The sequence below is a fragment of the Pseudomonas sp. efr-133-TYG-103a genome, assembly GCF_030209235.1.
Classification (GTDB): Bacteria; Pseudomonadota; Gammaproteobacteria; order Pseudomonadales; family Pseudomonadaceae; genus Aquipseudomonas.
Genome location: NZ_JARVSK010000027.1, coordinates 56,720 through 74,961, shown reverse-complemented (window position 1 = coordinate 74,961; position 18,242 = coordinate 56,720). Strand labels below are relative to the sequence as shown.

Below are 18,242 nucleotides of genomic sequence, written 5' to 3'. Positions count from 1 at the left end.
AGTACTCGGCTACGAACCGAGCGGTCACAGGTTCGAATCCTGTCGAGTGCACCATTTAAGCGTTGTTGGTAGTGATACGAACAACTGCTTTAAGAAAGAGCCTGGCTTCAACAGGTCTTCGGAAGTACCACTCACTTCCAGAAGTAAAATGCAGCAACCAGAGGTGATCTGGTTTATCAAGCGCCACATGCACTCGTAGCTCAGCTGGATAGAGTACTCGGCTACGAACCGAGCGGTCACAGGTTCGAATCCTGTCGAGTGCACCATAAAACGAAAAGCCCGCATGCAAATGCGGGCTTTTTGCTTTTCAGCGTTTACCTTTTACGCAACCGCTTTCATCGAATGTGATGTGCCGGCTGCGTCCTTTCTTCTCTTCGTACACGTAACGCACTTCGGCATTGCGGCCGATGATCTTGTCGGGTTTGCCCAAAAGGCTCTCAACGTCTCTTTTGGTCATGCCCGGTGGCGTCTGCTGGTTGATAATCGCCTTGCGACGCTGATCAGCGCTCAACACGTTTCCACATCCGTCATCGCGCTGTCCGACGATGACCAGTTCTCGCTGCGGCTGTGGCTGTGGCTTCGGTCCCGACATTATCTCGGTTGCTGTCGGAACAGTCCCGGTCAGCGGGGCGCGGGCGTCCTGCAATTCACGCGTATGACCGGGAGGGCAGCTGGCCGAGGTGAAGGTGATGTTGCCGCTGGCGTCCTGACATCGATTCACCGTTGCGGCCATGCTCATCGAGGGCGCAAGCAACAGCAATGCGAGGACGGGTCTGGGATTTCGGAATGGCATGAGGCGTCTTCCTTGGCCGAGGGGAGGGCAGGTTAGCCAAGGGGGAATTCGTCGGCGAGCGTGTTTTCTTCTCTGGATGTGACGTCGTAGCAGTAGCGACTCGGACAATGGTTAACATTGTGTTGCAAGCGATTGTTCCGCGTTGAATTTTTAACCTTAAGCCCCGGCAAGCGGTGTATGATTGCGCCCGTCAGCCCCGCCGGGGCTTGTGGAATACCTCCATGGACTTACCCAGTAGCAACTCAGAATTAAGCTGTACCAATCACGAATCGACTGATTGATCTTCCGGCGTGTTCCACTGCTGGGAGTGGAGTTCGCCTATGACCGAAATTGAAGTAAAAAAAACGCAGGACAGCCTTCAGGATCGCCTTGCTCAAGTCATCGATCTGCTGCAGCGTCAGCGCATCGTCGAAGACCTGACTCATCGGCAGGAAGGCCAGCACCAGGATCGTGTTGAAAACCTCGTTCACCGGCAGAACCTTGTCGAGTTGCAACGCAAGCTCGATGACCTGCACTCCGCCGACGTTGCCTATATTCTCGAAGCGCTTCCTGTTGAAGACCGCCTGACGGTCTGGCAATTGGTCAAAGCCGAGCGTGACGGCGACATCCTTCTCGAAGTATCCGACTCGGTGCGTGAAACCCTGATCGCCGACATGGACGATCACGAGCTGCTCGCGGCTGCCAAGGAAATGGACGCCGATGAGCTGGCCGACCTGGCGCCGGAGTTGCCGCGCGATGTCGTGCACGAACTCATGGAGGCCCTCGACAGCCAGCAGCGCGAACGCGTGCGCTCGGCGCTTTCATACGATGAGGATCAGGTCGGTGCGCTGATGGACTTCGAGATGGTGACCATCCGCGAAGACGTCAGCCTGGAAGTCGTTCTGCGTTACCTGCGGCGCCTGAAGGAGCTGCCGGGCCACACCGATAAACTGTTTGTGGTTGATTACGACGGCGTGCTGAAAGGCGTGCTGCCCATCAAGCGTCTTTTGGTCAATGACCCGGAAAAACAGGTTTCCGAAGTCATGGCCAGCGATCCGGTCAGCTTTCATCCGGATGGCGATGCCTACGAGGCCGCACAGGCGTTTGAACGTTACGACCTTATTTCCTCGCCGGTGGTGGACAAGAACGGCAAGCTCATCGGCCGTCTGACCATCGACGAAATGGTTGACCTCATTCGTGAAGAGAGCGAAACCGAAGTCCTGAATATGGCCGGTCTGCGCGAGGAAGAAGACATCTTCGCTTCGGTCTGGCGGTCGCTGCGTAACCGCTGGTCCTGGCTGGCCGTGAACCTGATCACTGCGTTCATCGCCTCGCGCGTGATCGGGCTGTTCGAAGGCTCGATCGAGAAGCTGGTGGCGCTGGCGGCGCTGATGCCTATCGTCGCGGGAATCGGGGGCAACTCCGGTAACCAGACCATCACCATGATCGTTCGCGCCATGGCGCTCGATCAGGTCAGCACCGGGAATACGTCACGCTTGATGCGCAAGGAGCTGGGCGTCGCGCTGGTCAACGGAATCATCTGGGGCGGAGTGATCGGGGTTGTCGCATACCTGCTGTATCACAGCTGGTCACTGGGGGTCGTGATGACCGCCGCGATGACGCTCAACCTCCTGCTCGCAGCCTTCATGGGGGTGTTGATCCCGATGACGCTGGCTCGTCTTGGCAGAGATCCTGCGATGGGTTCCAGTGTAATGATCACTGCGATGACCGACAGCGGCGGTTTCTTCATCTTTTTGGGTCTGGCTACATTGTTTCTGCTTTAACGTGCTACTTCAGGAAAACCGCCTTCAAGGCGGTTTTTTCGTTTCTATGGGGCGTGAACTAAGCCATCAATAAAGCGGGCACAAAAAAGCCAGCTCGAGGCTGGCTTTTAAGTCTCTGGCTGCGCGACTTATTCGTCGTCGTTGGCCAGGCTGGTGTCGTGAGCGATAAGCGAAACCAGGGCATTCTGTTGACGGTGCGCCAGCTGGCGGAAGCGTTGCAGCAGCTCGCGTTCGTGCAGCGAAAGCTCCGGGCTGTCCAGACGCAGGCTTGGCTCGTCGCCCAGAGCGCCTTCCTGAATCAGGCTTTGCTCAAGACGCGCAATGATTTCCGAGTTCATGCTGCGGTGATGCTGTTTGGCGACTTCCGCAATACGCTCGCGCATACCTTCCGGGAGACGGACAACGAACTTGTCAGCTGTGCGACTGGAATAATTGGCCTGTTTCATAGGGCTCATATATTTAACCGATTTAGTTCAAAGAGGGAGGCGGTTCTTGCATTAGGCCGCGAGATGTCACTGTCTGACTGTCGTTTTGGCAAAATGTTCAACCAACCAGCATAAAGGTCCGTCATCATGCATCAATCCGTCGGATCCTTGGCGTCAAATCTGTGACAAATATTGAACTAGATAAAGGCTTTTAGCCAGCACCAATTATCAGAAATGCGTTCTGGTTTGCAAAGTTCCCAACGCCCATCTACCTGCGCGACAGCCGCAGAGGACGCGGGTTTGCGCCGTGATGGCTATCTGTCTTCAGCGTAGAGGGCGATGCGAGAAATATCGAGAAGGCTGGCAAGAAAGAGACGAAGGGTCTTTCTTTCGCCGGAAACGGCCATTGACGACGTGCGCGAGTCGCCAGGTTTCGGATCTGTGAGGTACGTCTGAAGCGGTATGCAGGAGGGCTAACGAGCGTTCGCTCAGGGCTTCGCCTGACGCAGCACCGGGTCGAACTTGATGCGCCGGCCTACGAACAGCGCTGCGACGAACAAGACCGCGAACACCCCGGCAGCTGCTTTAGCCGCAGTGGAGAGCGTTTCCGTGGAAGCTGGAAGCAGTTGATCGACGGCGACGGCCATAATGGCGAGGATAAGAAAGGATAACGCTGCTTTGGACATGGCTGTTCTCTAGAAAAAATTTTGCTGGCAAACCCGGTTCAGATCAACGAATCAGAATACCCAACGTTCGGAGCGGTCCACTGGAATGGCTTCGTCACTGTCGTTGGCGAGCATCGCCTGCGAATTATGAGCGGGCATTGCTGCAAAACGAGGTGCCTGTTTCACCAGGTAATGCGGTTGAGCCTGAACGGCGACACTCTCAGCCTTGCTTCCATCATCCTGAAAATGGAAAGCGACGATTGCGATGAGCGCGGCGGCGTTCAGCAAAGTGAGGGTCATGTTCATCTCGGGTACCTTCGCTTGAAATTGATTTTGAAGGGGGGAATGCGCGAGAAGGGATAATGCAGTCTGCATGCCAAACATTTTAAGAATAAAAATGCTTTTAAATCAATGGCTTATCAAGGTAATGGCGGCGGTGTAGGTTGCGTTTTGCAATGAGGGCATTCTGCCGCATTGCAATTTGCATGACGCGATTTTTGGCCTCGTCAAACGTCCGGCGGACTACAGCCTAAAAAGCCAATGACGACATGACAAAACAATGGCTTGCCGTTAACATGCACGCCGTCCTGCTGGCGCCATTCAGAGTGTCAGCATCAGTGTCTCAGTAGCTCAATTGGATAGAGCATCCCCCTCCTAAGGGGAAGGTTGCAGGTTCGAACCCCGCCTGGGACACCATTCTGAATGCCCCCCTTAAATTCCTCCTCGATTCTCGCTTCTCGACGTGGTGCGCTAATGCCTGTGCGCTGAAATAAAAAGCCCCGCGCAGATTGCTCTGGCGGGGCTTTTTATTGAACTCCCTGCGACGGTTGCCGGCGCAGGGCGATCAGGCGTGGATTACAGCGCCATGTCGTTCGCAGGCTTGCTTTCGGCCGGCTTGGATGGCTCGGTGCTGGTGCCGACGCTCTGGTCGATGACCGGAGGCTTGCCCAGTTGCAGCACTTCTGCGGTGTAGTTCCACTCCTGCTGAACCGCAGCGGGCGAATCGTTCAGCTTGGTGCCATAGCTCGGCACGATCTGGCGGATTTTCGCTTGCCACTCTGGCGTCGCGACCTGGGTTTTGAAGATCTTCTCCAGGACGTTCAGCATGATCGGTGCAGCGGTCGACGCACCTGGCGAAGCGCCCAGCAGAGCGGCGATGCTGCCGTCCTTTGAAGAAACGACCTCAGTACCCAGTTTCAGCACGCCGCCTTTGTCTGCGTCGCGCTTGATGATCTGTACACGCTGACCGGCTTGCCACAGGCGCCAGTCTTCTTTCTTGGCGTGCGGGAAGTATTCCTGCAGCGCTTTGAAGCGATCGTCATCGGACAACATCAACTGACCTGCGAGGTATTCAACCAGCGGGTACTGCTCGATACCCACTTTGGTCATCGGCCAGAAGTTGTGGGTGGTCATGCTGCTGAACAGGTCCAGGTAGGAACCTTCTTTCAGGAACTTGGTGGAGAAAGTCGCGAACGGGCCAAACAGGATGACGCGTTTGCCGTCGAGTACGCGGGTGTCCAGATGCGGCACCGACATGGGCGGCGCGCCGGTGGAGGCAATGCCGTAGGCCTTGGCCATGTGCTGCATGGCAACGGTCGGGTTCTCGGTCACCAGGAACGAGCCGCCGACCGGGAAGCCTGCGTATTCCTGCGCTTCCGGAATGCCGGATTTCTGCAGCAGCTTCAACGCACCGCCACCTGCGCCGATGAACAGGAACTTGGCATCGGTACCAGAAGTGGTGCCGTCTTTCAGGTTCTTGTATTCAACGTGCCAGGAGCCGTCTTCGTTACGGGTGATGTCGTTGACTTCGCTGGACAGCTTAAGGTCGAAGTTCGGGCGGGTCTGCAGGTAGGACACATACTGACGGGTGACTTCACCCCAGTTGACGTCGGTGCCGATCGGCGTCCAGGTGGTCGCCAGCTTCTGGCTCGGGTCGCGACCTTCCATCATCAGCGGGACCCACTTGGCGATCTGCGCCGGGTCTTCGGAGTATTGCATCGGGCGGAACAGCGGGCTGGCTTGCAGCGCGTCGTAACGCTTTTTCAGGAATTTGATGTTGTCATCGCCCCACACGAAGCTCATGTGCGGAGTGGTATTGATGAACGAAGGCGGGTTTTTCAGGACGCTCTGGCGCACTTGCCAGGACAGGAACTGACGGGTCACCTGGAAGGCTTCGTTGATTTCGATGGCCTTGGAGATGTTGACCTTGCCGTCTTTGTCTTCAGGCGTGTAGTTCAGCTCGGCCAGGCCGGAGTGACCGGTACCGGCGTTGTTCCAGCCGTTGGAGCTTTCTTCGGCGACGGCGTCCAGACGCTCGACCATTTCCATCGACCAGCCCGGTTCCAGCTCGTTGAGCCAGACACCCAGGGTCGAACTCATGATGCCGCCGCCGATCAACAGCACGTCGACTTTTTTGCTCTCGGCAGCGTGGGCTTGCAGGAAGGTCGCCGAAATCGCCAGACCCAGCAGGGCCTTGCTCGTTTTCTTGAACATTGAGTCATCCAATAGATAGAAAGTTATCCGCCTGCAGCATTCGTTGCGCAACGTCCTGTTACAGCTGGCGCCGGGTGGGGCGCAAACGTCAGACAGGCTTCGCTCTCGGAAGACGCGGAGGAAGGGTCAGGAGGCCAGTGAATCGGTCGACCTCCAGTTCTATGTCCCTCGGTGCTGGCTTTTTATTCGATCATTGGATTCAGCAGCTTGAGTAAACATCAATCGCCACAGGACTCGGTCATCAGGTCCAAGGGTGTCTGCGGCGGGGCGGCGATTGTACCCGAAATGTGATTTACGACAAATCACAGGACGATTTAGTCAATACGCCAATTTGTCTCATGTGGCCATTGCACAGCATTTACCGGAAAAACCGGTCTTCTGACCGGCTCCGTGCAGGAGTTACAAGGTGAACTTGCCGACCATCGTGTTGAACGACACCGCCAGGCGCGACAGCTCCTGACTCGAGGCGCTGGTCTGGTTGGCGCCGGCGGAGGTCTGTGCCGACAGGTCCTGAATATTGACCAGGTTGCGGTCCACTTCCCGGGCGACCTGGGCCTGTTCTTCGGCGGCGCTGGCAATCACCAGATTGCGCTCGTTGATCTGGCTGACGCCTTCGCTGATGCGCTCCAGCGCCCGGCCCGCCTCGGTGGCAAGCGACTGAGTGTTCACTGCAATCGACTGACTCTTGCCCATCGCCTGCACGGCTTCGTCGGCACCGTTGCGCACTTGGGAGATCATCGACTCGATCTCGCCGGTGGACACCTGAGTGCGGTGGGCGAGGGCGCGAACTTCGTCGGCGACGACCGCAAAACCGCGACCTTGCTCGCCTGCGCGAGCGGCTTCGATGGCGGCGTTGAGTGCCAGTAGGTTGGTCTGTTCGGCGATGCCACGGATCACGTCCAAGACTTTGGTGATGTCCCGAATCTGCCCGGCCAATGCCTCGACGCGTTGGGTCGAATCGTTGATTTCCACGGTCATGCTGTTCATCGCCGACACAGCTTGTTGCACTTGCTGCTGACCCTTGAGTGCGTCCTCGGCCGTTTGCGCGGAAACCTGCGATGCGCTGGCGGCATTGCGCGCCACTTCTTCGACGGCTGCCGTCATCTGGTTCACGGCCGTGGCCGCCTGCTGAATTTCGTCGTTCTGGCGCAGCAGGCCTCGGGTGCTGTCGTCAGTGACCACAGTCAATTCCTCAGCGGCGGAAGCCAGTTGATCCGATGCGCTGGCGATCTGCTGCACGGTGCCTTTCAGGCTGCCTTGCATGTGCGACAGCGCCTGAAGCAGTTGCCCGGTTTCGTCTTGGCCACCGATGGCGATTGACTGGGTCAGATCGCCGCTGGCAACGCGCGCGGCGCTTTCAACGGACTGGTAGATCGGCCGGGTAATCATGCGCGTGACCAGCAGGCCCAGGGCGATGGCGCAGATCACGGCGATGATCGAGCCGATGGTCAGAATCAAGGTCACGCGGCGGTTGGTGTCGACGCCCGCTTGCGTCGCTTCATTGGCCTGACGGGCATTGGATTCGATGATGATTTTCAGCTCGCCCATGGTCTTGCGATAGCTGGGCGTCACGCTGCTGGCGGCGAGCCTGCTGGCTTGTTCGATGTCGCCGGTCTGGATCACCGCAAGGGTATTCTGCGCGGCGCTGATATAAGCGGCCCAGTCGCGCTCGAAGTCGTCACCCGCTGCTTTTTCATCTGGCTGCAGCGGCGTGCCGCGATACACCTTGAAATCGGCTTCGGCCTGAACCTGGTTTTCCTTGAACGACTGCAGCGCCGAATTGATCTCGTCGGGGCTGGCCTTGATCGCGCTCAGGCCGATGACTTTGAAGAAGTCGCGGTTGGTGGCAATCACGTTCGCTTTCACGGAATCGACCTTGGTGATCGAGAGCAGGTTGTTGCTGACTGTTTCGTCGAACAATTCATACAGACGCGAGATGCCGGTTTGTCCCAACACGCCCACGACCACAGTGATCAGCGCGCACAGGCAGAATGCCGAGAGGAGCTTGGACTTCAATTTCAGATTGATCAGCCAGGACATGGACAGTACTCGGGCAGGGAGGAGGGCATGGCGGCTGAGATCAGTTGTGTGCCGCATTGCCTGCGTATCGGCGAGCGGGTCACGGACTTTACACGTTTTGATACGCATACGATAAACGTCGTCATTTGACGTCGTTTTCGAGGATTTTGGATCCACGATCAAGGTGTTACGTCATTCTCGACCACCGCTCTCCAGGGTCGATCGGATGGATCAGTCGAGGCACCTGAAGGCGTGCTGGCACCGTGGTTGCATCGCTTTTTCCCTTGCTCATCACCTAAGCTTTACCGTCGTGCCGCCGATAACCCGGACGAGCGGCGTCATGCCGCATGCAAAAAGGCCCTGGCTAGCGTGAAATAGCTTGATGGCAAATTGATGTTGGCTATCATCGGCACCGCAAAAAACGGGCGCTGGCTGGCCGATCTTTCGTGTAACGCCTTCGGGCTATTTTTACTCCCGTGACAGGAATCTCGATGCTGGCGTGGAACCAAAAAAGCTTTCTGATCGTCGATGATTTCTCCGATTTCCGTAGCTCGGTCAGGTCGATGCTGCGTGAATTGGGCGTCAAGGAAGTGGATACCGCTGACACCGGTGAGCAAGCGCTGAAGATGTGCTCGCAGAAGCGCTACGACTTTATCCTGCACGACTTCAATCTGGGTGACGGCAAGAAAAACGGCCAGCAGGTGCTTGAAGACCTGATGACCGACAAGCTGATCAGCCACGAAAGTGTCTTCGTCATGGTCACGGCGGAAAACAGCCAGGCCATGGTCATGAGTGCGCTGGAGTGGGAGCCGGATGCCTATCTGACCAAGCCCTTCAATCGCGCCAGTCTGGCTCAGCGGCTGGAAAAGATCGTTCAGCGCAAAAATCTGCTCAAACCGATCCTGCAAGCGCTTGACCGCGGCAAGCCCGCCGAAGTGCTGGCGGCGTGCGTGAACCTGACCAAACAGGACCCTCGTTTCGCGCCGCTCTGTCTGCGCTACAAAGCCGATGCGCTGCGTGATCTCAATCAGCACGAGCCGCTGGAAGCGTTTCTCAAGTCGATCCTCGCTGACCGCCCGCAGCCTTGGGCATTCGCCGCGCTCGGCAAGCTGCTGTTCAAGCGCGGTCGCAATGCCGAGGCGCAGACGGTTTACGAAGAGGCGATCCGCACGTTCAACACCATGCCCGTGTTGTTCGACGGTCTGGCAGACGTATTGATGGCCAGCGGTGATAACCGCCGTGCGCAAAAGATGCTCGAAGAGGCCGTGCGGCTGTCGCCATATGCCGTGCGCCGCCAGCGTTTGCTGGGCAAGCTGGCCCTGGAAAACCAGGACTTCGACGGCGCGTCCAAGGCCTATCGTCAGGCGGTCTCGCAGGGGCAGTTTTCCCGCTTCAAGGACCCTGAAACCAATCTGGGCCTGGCGCAGGCCTTGATCAGTCGCGGCGGCGAGCGCGGTCTGGATGCGCGCACCCGCGTGGAGATCAACCAGACCCTGAGCGAAGTCGCCAAGGAACACACCAACGATGCCGGCCTGCAAGTGCGTGCACGCCTGATGAAGGCGACCAGCGTGGCGTCGTCGGATCCGGAAATGGCCGCCAAGCTGACCGAGCAGGCGATGGCGCGGCTGGAAGGCATGGAGCAGTTTCTCAGTGCCGACGCCGCGCTTGCCGTGGCGTCGCAGCTCAAGCAGCTGGGCCAGGAAGCGGCTGGCGCCGGCGTACTGAAAAGCTGTGCGGAAATCTACGGCGATGATCCGACCGTGATGCAAAGCATCGCCAAACAGACCGATGACCCGGAAATCCTCAGCGCCGGCAAGGCCGCGGTCGATCTCAATATGCAGGGCATTCGCAGCTACCGCGCGGGCAAACTGGGGGAAGCCCAGGACATGTTCCGTCAGGCGCTGGCGCTGCAACCGAAGAACATCAGTATCGCCTTGAACATGGCTCAGTCGCTGCTGCACATGGGCGTGCAGAACCTGGACACGGCCAGCCTGCAAGAGTGTCAGAACAGTCTGAAGATGGTCGGGAAAATGCCCGACACCGACCCTCGATACGACCGATATCAGAAACTGCGACTCAGGGCATTCGGCGAATGACGGATCAGCAACCGGGGCTCGACTTTTCGATGGTGATCGCCTCCACCGTCCACGACATGAAAAATTCGCTGGCGTCGCTGATTCAGGCGCACGGGCAGTGGATCCGGCAGTTGCCTGACGCTCAGCGCGGCACGCCGGAGCAAGGCGTGATCGACTACGAATTCGCGCACCTGAACGGCATGCTCGTGCAACTGCTCGGGCTGTACAAACTGGGCGTCAATCAGCTGCCGTTGCGGCCGGATTATCACGAGCTGGACGACTTCATCGAAGCTCAGCTGGCGCTGCATCAAGAGGTGCTCGACAGTCGCGGGATCGCTGCCCGTTTCGAGGTTGACGACTTCGGCCTGCCGGGTTTCTTCGACCGCGAGCTGGTGGGGTCGGTGATTTCCAATGTGGTCATCAACGCTATCCGCTACGCGCGCGGTGAGGTGCTGATCAAGGCAGGGCAAATCGGCGAGCAATTGGTCATCACGGTCAACGACGACGGCCCGGGCTTCCCCGAGCACATGATCGAACAGCAGAGCGACTATGTGCTGGGCATCAATCAAAGCAGCGGCAGTACCGGTCTGGGGTTGTATTTCGCAGCGAACATCGCACGCCAGCACCAGCGCCAGGGCGTGCACGGTCATATTGAAATTGCCAACGGCGGCGAACTGGGCGGAGGCCTGTTCAGCATCTACCTGCCCTGAAATGCGGGGCGCTTCGCTGAGGTCGACAACCGATCAGACGCTTGCGGGCTAAAACCGGTCCGCTGACTGCACGCGTGTTTTTGCGGCGCTACAGCTTCAGGCTTTGCCCCAGCACCACGTTCAGCGCATTGCGCGCATCATCCAGCTGCACAAGCGTGGCGTGATGGGCACCGAGGGCGTCGCGGTTTTCGATGGCGGTGAGAATCGCCCGATGCCGCGGCAACGCGAGCTCATGCAGATTCGGGCGTTTGTTGGAGTGCTTGAGCGCCTCGCGCAGGGCCAGTGAAAGCATGTTGCACAGGTGCGCCAGCAGATCGTTATGGGTCGCGTCGGCGATGCGACTGTGGAAATCCAGATCCGGTTGCAGCACGTCCTCGACGGTCGGTGCCGCCGCCATGCGCTCGTAGGCTTCGCCGATGGCAGCGATCTCGTCCGGCGTCGCGTGCTGCGCGGCCAGGGCTGCGGCCGCCGGTTCGATGATGCTGCGCACGCTGGTCAACAGGGTGAAAAACTCGTTCTGGGGCGAGCTTTGCATCAACCAGTGCAACACGTCGGGGTCGAGGATGTGCCACTCACGGCGGGGCTTGACCACCGTGCCGACGCGGGGTCGCGAATAGACCAGCCCTTTGGCGACCAGCACGCGAGTGGCTTCGCGCAGCACTGGCCGACTGACCGCATATTCTTCGCAGAGCAGGGCTTCGGCAGGAAGCTTGTCGTCAGGTTTGAAACGGCCTGAAACGATCTGCATGCCGATGTCTTGGACAATGCGCGAATGCATGCTTTTACGGTCGGAGGGCTTACGGTAATCCATGGGGCGGGGAGCGATCCTGAGCGGTGAATGCCGCGCATCATAGCATTGGCAGAATGTTTGCGATCTGGCCGCGCTCAACCTGTAGGAGCGCGCTTGCCCGCGATGCGTTCTGTCAGGCACTGATGCATTGACTGATACGACACAATCGCGGGCAAGCGCGCTGCTACAGGTCAGTGGCGTTGCTCAGATCTGCATCAATGCGAATGCCGAGGCACTTCCGACCCACGCATGCCGACCAGGAAGTCGAAGTCGCAGCCCTGATCCGCCTGCATGACGTGATCGATGTACAGCTGACGATAACCTCCTACCAGCAGTTGCTGTGGCGCTTGCCAGTCGGCCAGACGCGCCGACAGCTCTTGCTCAGAAACATCCAGATGCAATCGGCCCGTCGAGCAGTCGAGTTCGATGAAGTCACCTTCGCGCACCACGGCCAGAGGGCCGCCTGCCGCGGCTTCCGGCGCCACGTGCAGCACCACCGTGCCGTACGCCGTGCCGCTCATGCGCGCATCGGAAATCCGCACCATGTCCGTCACGCCTTGCGCCAGCAGCTTGGCCGGCAAGCCCATGTTGCCGACTTCAGCCATGCCCGGATAACCCTTCGGTCCGCAGTTCTTCATCACCAGAATGCTGTCGGCGTCGACGTCCAGGTCCGGATCGTTGATGCGTGCCTTGTACATGTCGAAGTTCTCGAACACCACTGCGCGGCCCCGATGTTTCATCAGCGCGGGCGTCGCGGCGGAAGGCTTGAGCACTGCGCCCAGTGGCGCAAGGTTGCCGCGCAGCACGCAGATGCCACCATCGGCGACCAGCGGATTGTCGATCGCCCGGATCACTTCGTCATCGCCGTAGATCGGCGAGTTCTGCACGTTTTCCCACAGCGTCTTGCCGTTCACGGTCAGTGCTTCGGGATTGGGGATCAGGTTGTTTTCGCCCAGACGGCGAAGCACCGCGGGCAGGCCACCGGCGTAATAGAACTCTTCCATCAGGAAGCGTCCCGAAGGCTGCAGGTCCACCAGCGTCGGCGTGCCGCGACCGATGCGGGTCCAGTCGTCCAGTTCCAGATCGACGCCGATCCGGCCGGCGATGGCCTTGAGGTGAATCACCGCGTTGGTCGAACCGCCGATGGCGGCGTTCACGCGAATGGCGTTTTCGAAGGCTTCCCTGGTCAGGATCTTCGACAGGCGCAGGTCTTCATTGACCATCTGCACGGCGCGCATGCCGGACATGTGTGCCAGCACGTAGCGACGGGAATCCACAGCGGGGATCGCGGCGTTGTGCGGCAGCGACGTGCCCAGCGCTTCGGCCATGCAGGCCATGGTCGACGCCGTGCCCATGGTGTTGCAGGTCCCGGCCGAGCGCGACATGCCGGCTTCGGCGGAAAGGAATTCGTCCAGGCTGATCTGGCCTGCCTTATAGGATTCGTGCATCTGCCAGACGATAGTGCCGGCGCCGATGTCCTTGCCCTTGTGCTTGCCGTTGAGCATCGGCCCGCCGGTGACGACGATGGCCGGGACGTCGCAACTCGCGGCGCCCATCAGCAGGGCAGGGGTGGTTTTGTCACAACCGGTCAACAGCACGACGCCGTCGATAGGGTTACCACGAATTGCTTCTTCCACGTCCATGCTGGCCAGGTTGCGGGTCAGCATTGCGGTTGGACGCAGGTTCGATTCGCCGTTGGAAAACACCGGGAATTCGACAGGGAAGCCACCGGCTTCGATCACGCCTCGTTTGACGTGCTCGGCGATGGTCCGGAAGTGGGCGTTGCAGGGGGTGAGTTCGGACCAGGTGTTGCAGATGCCGATGATCGGCTTGCCCTGGAACTGGTGGTCGGCGATGCCCTGGTTCTTCATCCAGCTGCGGTACATAAAGCCGTTCTTGTCAGCGGTACCGAACCATTGGGCCGAACGAAGGGTTGGTTTCTTGTTGGTATCAGATGAGGAATCAGACATAAATCAGCACTCTTATTGTAAGACTAAAGGCTTCGCGTGCTGACTAAAATAGGCCGAAAATCGTCCGAGTGGAAGAGTTGTAACCTTAAATAGTATTACTATATAGTCGTCTCCAGTCGAGGGACGACCCTGTCAGGCCATTCATAGCAGCACGGCGCACACGACGACAGAGGCGATCCCCGAAGCTTCCATAACAAAAACAACGTGGAGACCGCTTACATGAGCCAGGAACTCAGGCTTATTCGTCGCATCACCCTGAAACTCATTCCGTTTTTGATCCTGTTGTACCTGATCGCCTACGTCGATCGCTCTGCTGTGGGCTTTGCCAAGCTGCACATGGGCGCGGACGTCGGCATCGGCGATGCGGCTTATGGCATGGGCGCCGGTCTGTTTTTCATCGGCTACTTCCTGCTCGAAATTCCCAGCAACCTGATGCTCGAACGCTTCGGCGCCCGGCGCTGGTTCGCGCGGATCATGATCACCTGGGGCGCGATCACCATGGGCATGGCGTTCGTCCAGGGCCCGACCAGCTTCTATGTCATGCGCTTTCTGCTGGGCGCGGCCGAAGCGGGCTTCTTCCCGGGCGTGCTGTACTACATCACCCAGTGGTTCCCGGTTCGCCATCGCGGCAAGATCCTTGGCCTGTTCATCCTTTCCCAACCCATCGCCATGATGATCACCGGCCCGATTTCCGGTGGCCTGCTGGGCATGGAGGGCGTTGCCGGCCTGCACGGCTGGCAATGGCTGTTCCTGTGCATCGGCGCGCCGGCGATTCTGCTGACCTGGCCGGTGCTGCGCTGGCTGCCTGACGGTCCCAAGGATGTGAAGTGGATGGACCCGGTCGAAAAGGACTGGCTCGCCGGTGAACTCAAAAAGGACCTGGAAGAGTACGGCCAGACTCGCCACGGCAACCCGCTGCATGCACTCAAGGACAAGCGCGTGCTGTTGCTGGCGCTGTTCTACCTGCCGGTGACGCTGAGCATTTACGGACTGGGCCTGTGGCTGCCGACGCTGATCAAGCAATTTGGCGGCAGCGATCTGGTGACCGGCTTCGTGTCTGCGGTGCCTTACATCTTCGGCATCGTCGGCCTGCTGATCGTGCCGCGCAGCTCGGACCGCCTCAATGATCGCTATGGTCATCTGGCATTTCTGTATGTGATTGGCGCGATCGGGCTGTTCCTCAGCGCTTTCCTCGGCACGCCAGTCCTGCAACTGGCGGCGCTGTGTCTGGTGGCCTTCTCGCTGTTTTCCTGCACGGCGGTGTTCTGGACACTGCCGGGACGTTTCTTCGCAGGCGCCAGCGCCGCGGCCGGCATTGCCCTGATCAACTCGGTGGGCAACCTGGGCGGCTACATCGGCCCGTTCGTGATCGGCTGGCTCAAAGAACTCACGGGCAATCTGGCCACCGGCCTGTATTTCCTCTCGGGCGTCATGGTCTGCGGATTGATTCTGACCGGCGTCGTGTACCGCGTGCTGGAACGCAAGCACGTCTTGCCCGAATCGAAATTCGCCGCCAGCGCGCGCGGCTCTCGTTAAAGCGGCCTGTGTAGGGGCGCGCTTGCCCGCGAAGGCGTTGAGTCAGGCATGAAAATGTCTCAGGCAAAAAGCTATCGCGAGCAAGCGCGCGCTCCTAGAGAGACCGTGCACACCATCTGAAAAGGAGACATTCCATGCATTTAGTACAGTTCGAGCTGGGCAATGGTCAGCGTCGTGTCGGTCTGGTGGACGGTGCGCTGGTACGTGAAATCCAGGGCGCGACCAGTACGCGTGATCTGGCGCTGGCGGCCATCGACAAGAAAATCTCCCTGGCCGAACAGGTCGACAGCCTCGGTCTGGGCGACAACCACGATTATTCCCAGCTGCGTGCCGATCTGCAGATCCTGCCGCCGCTCGATCATCCGGACCCCGCGCACGTGCTGGTCAGCGGCACAGGCCTGACCCATCTGGGCAGCGCATCGGCCCGGGACAAAATGCACCAGCATGGCAATGACGAGTCGGCCATGACCGACACCATGCGCATCTTCAAGTGGGGCCTTGAGGGCGGCAAACCGGCGGCGGGGCAGGCGGGTGTGCAACCGGAGTGGTTCTACAAGGGCGACGGCAGCATTGTCATCCGCCCGGGCCAGTCGTTCCCGCAGCCGCCTTTTTCCGAAGACGCAGGCGAAGAGCCAGAGCTGAGCGGGCTGTACGTGATCGGTCACGACGGCCAGCCCTATCGACTCGGATTTGCCATCGGCAACGAATTCTCCGACCACGTCATGGAGCGCAAGAACTACCTTTATCTGGCACATTCCAAACTGCGCGCCTGCTCGTTCGGGCCAGAGCTGCGCGTGGGTGACCTGCCGCAGAATCTGGCGGGCACCAGCCGCATCCTTCGGGACGGTCAGGTGTTGTGGGAGAAAGAATTCCTCAGCGGCGAAGCCAACATGTGCCATAGCCTGGAAAACCTTGAGTATCACCACTTCAAATATGCCCAGTTCCTGCGTCCGGGCGATGTGCACGTGCACTTTTTCGGCACGGCGACGCTGTCGTTCGCCGATGGCATCAAGACGCAGCCGGGGGACAAGTTCGAGATCAGCCAGCGTGAATTCGGGGCGCCGTTGGTGAACGGTATCGCGCCTGCCGAGGGCGTGTTCCAGCCCGGCGGCATCAAGCAGCTCTGACCGACCACTCGATCCGCTTCTGCCCAAAGGGCGTGGGAGCGAGGCTTGTCCCGCGGTCTGCCGGGAAACGCGGTGTTTCCGGCACGGCGTGTCGGCTGGTTTCGCGGCCGCTGCTCGCCAGATCGCGGGGCAAGCCTCGCTCTCACAGCCCGTGGCCAGCATCACACGCTACCGGAGTACTTTTCATGACCCAGATTCTTGGCCACAACTACATCGGCGGCACGCGCAGCGCTGCCGGCACGATCATCGTCTACAGCGTCGACGCCAGCACTGGCGAAAACCTGCCCCACGATTTTTATCAGGCCACCGTCGAAGAAGTGGATGCTGCCGCCAAAGCCGCAGCGTCGGCTTATCCCGCCTATCGCTCGCTCAGCGCAGAGCGCCGCGCGCAGTTTCTCGACGCCATCGCCGATGAACTGGACGCGCTGGGCGATGAGTTCATCGCCACGGTCTGCCGCGAAACCGCGCTGCCCACCGCCCGGATTCAGGGCGAGCGTGGCCGCGTGACCGGGCAGATGCGCCTGTTTGCCAAGGTGCTGCGACGGGGCGATTTCTACGGCGCACGCATCGACCTGCCGTTGCCCGACCGCAAGCCCGCGCCGCGCCCGGACCTGCGTCAGTACCGCATCGGCCTCGGTCCGGTTGCGGTGTTCGGCGCCAGCAACTTCCCGCTGGCATTTTCCACGGCAGGTGGCGATACCGCCTCGGCGCTGGCGGCCGGATGTCCGGTGGTGTTCAAGGCCCACAGCGGTCACATGGCGACGGCCGAGCAGGTCGCCGATGCGCTGTTGCGTGCCGCCGATAAAACCGGCATGCCCAAGGGCGTGTTCAACATGATTTATGGCGGCGGTGTCGGCGAGTGGCTGGTCAAGCACCCGGCGATTCAGGCGGTCGGTTTCACCGGGTCGCTCAAGGGCGGTCGTGCGCTGTGCGACATGGCCGCCGCGCGTCCTCAGCCGATCCCGGTGTTTGCCGAGATGTCGAGCATCAACCCGGTCATCATCCTGCCGCAGGCGCTTGGGCTGCGCGGCGAGCGAATCGCGTCGGAGCTGGCGGCCTCGATCGTTCAGGGCTGCGGGCAGTTCTGCACCAATCCCGGTCTGATCATCGGCCTGCGCTCGCCTGCTTTCGATCAATTCCAGAAACGCCTGGCGGCACAGATCGACGATCAGCCACCGCAGACGATGCTCAATGCCGGCACGCTGAGCAGTTACGTTCGCGGTCTGAAGGCCCTGCACGCACACGCGGGCATCGAGCATCTGGCCGGCGCCGAGCAGGCGGGCGATCAGGCCCATCCTCAGCTGTTCAAGGCAGATGTCAGTCTGTTGCTGGATGGCGACGAACTGTTGCAGGAGGAAGTGTTCGGCCCTACCTCGATCATCGTAGAGGTCGCCGACCAGGCACAGCTCACCGAAGCACTCCTGGGCCTTCATGGTCAGCTCACTGCGACCCTGCTGGTGGATGGTGATGACATGGCCCGTTTCGGCGAATTGACTGGCCTGCTGGAGCAAAAGGTCGGGCGCATCCTCATCAATGGTTATCCGACCGGCGTTGAAGTGGTGGACTCGATGGTCCATGGCGGCCCATACCCGGCAACGTCCGACGCCCGAGGCACCTCGGTCGGTACGCTGGCGATCGATCGGTATCTGCGGCCGGTGTGCTTCCAGAACTACCCCGACAGCGCACTGCCCGACGCCTTGAAAAACGCCAATCCGCTGGGGATCCTGCGACTGGTGGACGGGGTGAATACCATCGCCGCCATCGGCTGACCCGATGTGATCGTTCCCACGCAGCGCGGGGAACGATCACCGCATTGAGCTCAACCACGAATCACTGCAACCCACCCGACACCCACATAAAAACAAACGAGGTGCGC

General features: G+C 59.7%; 14 protein-coding genes and 2 tRNA genes. 8 read left to right on the top strand and 8 right to left on the bottom strand.

From position 1 onward, the window contains the following. The first annotated feature begins 189 nt into the window (after positions 1–189). Positions 190–266, top strand: a tRNA-Arg gene (locus QRN36_RS22240). Between the two features lie 41 nt (positions 267–307). On the opposite strand, the gene QRN36_RS22235 is transcribed toward QRN36_RS22240, so the two are convergent. After that, positions 308–793 carry a DUF4124 domain-containing protein gene (locus QRN36_RS22235; protein ID WP_285426043.1) on the bottom strand — a complete coding sequence of 162 codons (486 nt, stop codon included), beginning with the start codon at positions 791–793 and terminating at the stop codon, positions 308–310. Positions 794–1,113: 320 nt separating this feature from the next. On the opposite strand from QRN36_RS22235, the gene mgtE reads away from it, so the two are divergent. After that, entirely contained in the window at positions 1,114–2,556 is a 1,443-nt protein-coding gene (mgtE, locus tag QRN36_RS22230; protein ID WP_093464016.1) for a magnesium transporter, read from the top strand. Between the two features lie 128 nt (positions 2,557–2,684). Here the strand turns inward: mgtE and QRN36_RS22225 are convergent, their stop codons facing one another. The 3 genes from QRN36_RS22225 to QRN36_RS22215 all read right to left on the bottom strand — a co-directional run bounded on the left by QRN36_RS22225 (position 2,685) and on the right by QRN36_RS22215 (position 3,952). Continuing rightward, positions 2,685–3,011, bottom strand: a complete 327-nt coding sequence (locus QRN36_RS22225) for an Arc family DNA-binding protein (protein WP_093464019.1) — start codon at positions 3,009–3,011, stop codon at positions 2,685–2,687. 458 nt (positions 3,012–3,469) lie between these two features. Continuing rightward, positions 3,470–3,667, bottom strand: a complete 198-nt coding sequence (locus QRN36_RS22220; protein ID WP_285426042.1) for a PA3371 family protein — start codon at positions 3,665–3,667, stop codon at positions 3,470–3,472. A 51-nt stretch (positions 3,668–3,718) separates the two neighbouring features. After that, positions 3,719–3,952, bottom strand: coding sequence for a hypothetical protein (locus tag QRN36_RS22215; RefSeq protein WP_285426041.1), 234 nt, complete (start codon positions 3,950–3,952; stop codon positions 3,719–3,721). A 313-nt stretch (positions 3,953–4,265) separates the two neighbouring features. On the opposite strand from QRN36_RS22215, the gene QRN36_RS22210 reads away from it, so the two are divergent. Next, positions 4,266–4,342, top strand: a tRNA-Arg gene (locus QRN36_RS22210). A gap of 159 nt (positions 4,343–4,501) precedes the next feature. Here the strand turns inward: QRN36_RS22210 and mqo are convergent. Together mqo and QRN36_RS22200 are read right to left on the bottom strand one after the other, a co-directional pair. Beyond that, entirely contained in the window at positions 4,502–6,139 is a 1,638-nt protein-coding gene (gene mqo / locus QRN36_RS22205; protein WP_285426040.1) for a malate dehydrogenase (quinone), read from the bottom strand. A 399-nt stretch (positions 6,140–6,538) separates the two neighbouring features. After that, positions 6,539–8,179, bottom strand: a complete 1,641-nt coding sequence (locus QRN36_RS22200; RefSeq protein ID WP_285426039.1) for a methyl-accepting chemotaxis protein — start codon at positions 8,177–8,179, stop codon at positions 6,539–6,541. A 470-nt stretch (positions 8,180–8,649) separates the two neighbouring features. Here QRN36_RS22200 and QRN36_RS22195 point away from each other — a divergent pair, with 470 nt between their 5' ends. Both QRN36_RS22195 and QRN36_RS22190 read left to right on the top strand, forming a co-directional pair. After that, positions 8,650–10,254, top strand: a complete 1,605-nt coding sequence (locus tag QRN36_RS22195; RefSeq protein ID WP_285426038.1) for a response regulator — start codon at positions 8,650–8,652, stop codon at positions 10,252–10,254. Beyond that, the gene (locus QRN36_RS22190; RefSeq protein ID WP_285426037.1) at positions 10,251–10,943 is read left to right on the top strand and encodes a sensor histidine kinase KdpD; all 693 of its coding nucleotides are present in this window, start codon (positions 10,251–10,253) and stop codon (positions 10,941–10,943) included. Before QRN36_RS22195 ends, QRN36_RS22190 begins: the two co-directional genes overlap by 4 nt. An 88-nt stretch (positions 10,944–11,031) precedes the next feature. Here QRN36_RS22190 and QRN36_RS22185 read toward each other — a convergent pair whose 3' ends face one another. Then, positions 11,032–11,754 carry a FadR/GntR family transcriptional regulator gene (locus QRN36_RS22185; protein WP_285426036.1) on the bottom strand — a complete coding sequence of 241 codons (723 nt, stop codon included), beginning with the start codon at positions 11,752–11,754 and terminating at the stop codon, positions 11,032–11,034. 194 nt (positions 11,755–11,948) lie between these two features. Beyond that, complete coding sequence (locus QRN36_RS22180; RefSeq protein WP_285426035.1) at positions 11,949–13,703, bottom strand: IlvD/Edd family dehydratase; 1,755 nt, start codon at positions 13,701–13,703, stop codon at positions 11,949–11,951. Positions 13,704–13,922: 219 nt separating this feature from the next. Between QRN36_RS22180 and QRN36_RS22175 the strand changes: the two genes are divergently transcribed. From QRN36_RS22175 to QRN36_RS22165, 3 genes are all read left to right on the top strand, one after another. After that, positions 13,923–15,239 carry an MFS transporter gene (locus QRN36_RS22175; RefSeq protein ID WP_285426034.1) on the top strand — a complete coding sequence of 439 codons (1,317 nt, stop codon included), beginning with the start codon at positions 13,923–13,925 and terminating at the stop codon, positions 15,237–15,239. Between the two features lie 134 nt (positions 15,240–15,373). Then, positions 15,374–16,366 (top strand): AraD1 family protein, encoded by a 993-nt coding sequence (araD1, locus tag QRN36_RS22170; protein WP_285426033.1) that lies wholly within the window; start codon positions 15,374–15,376, stop codon positions 16,364–16,366. A gap of 185 nt (positions 16,367–16,551) precedes the next feature. After that, entirely contained in the window at positions 16,552–18,135 is a 1,584-nt protein-coding gene (locus QRN36_RS22165) for an aldehyde dehydrogenase (NADP(+)) (protein ID WP_285426032.1), read from the top strand. The last annotated feature ends 107 nt before the right edge of the window (positions 18,136–18,242 follow it).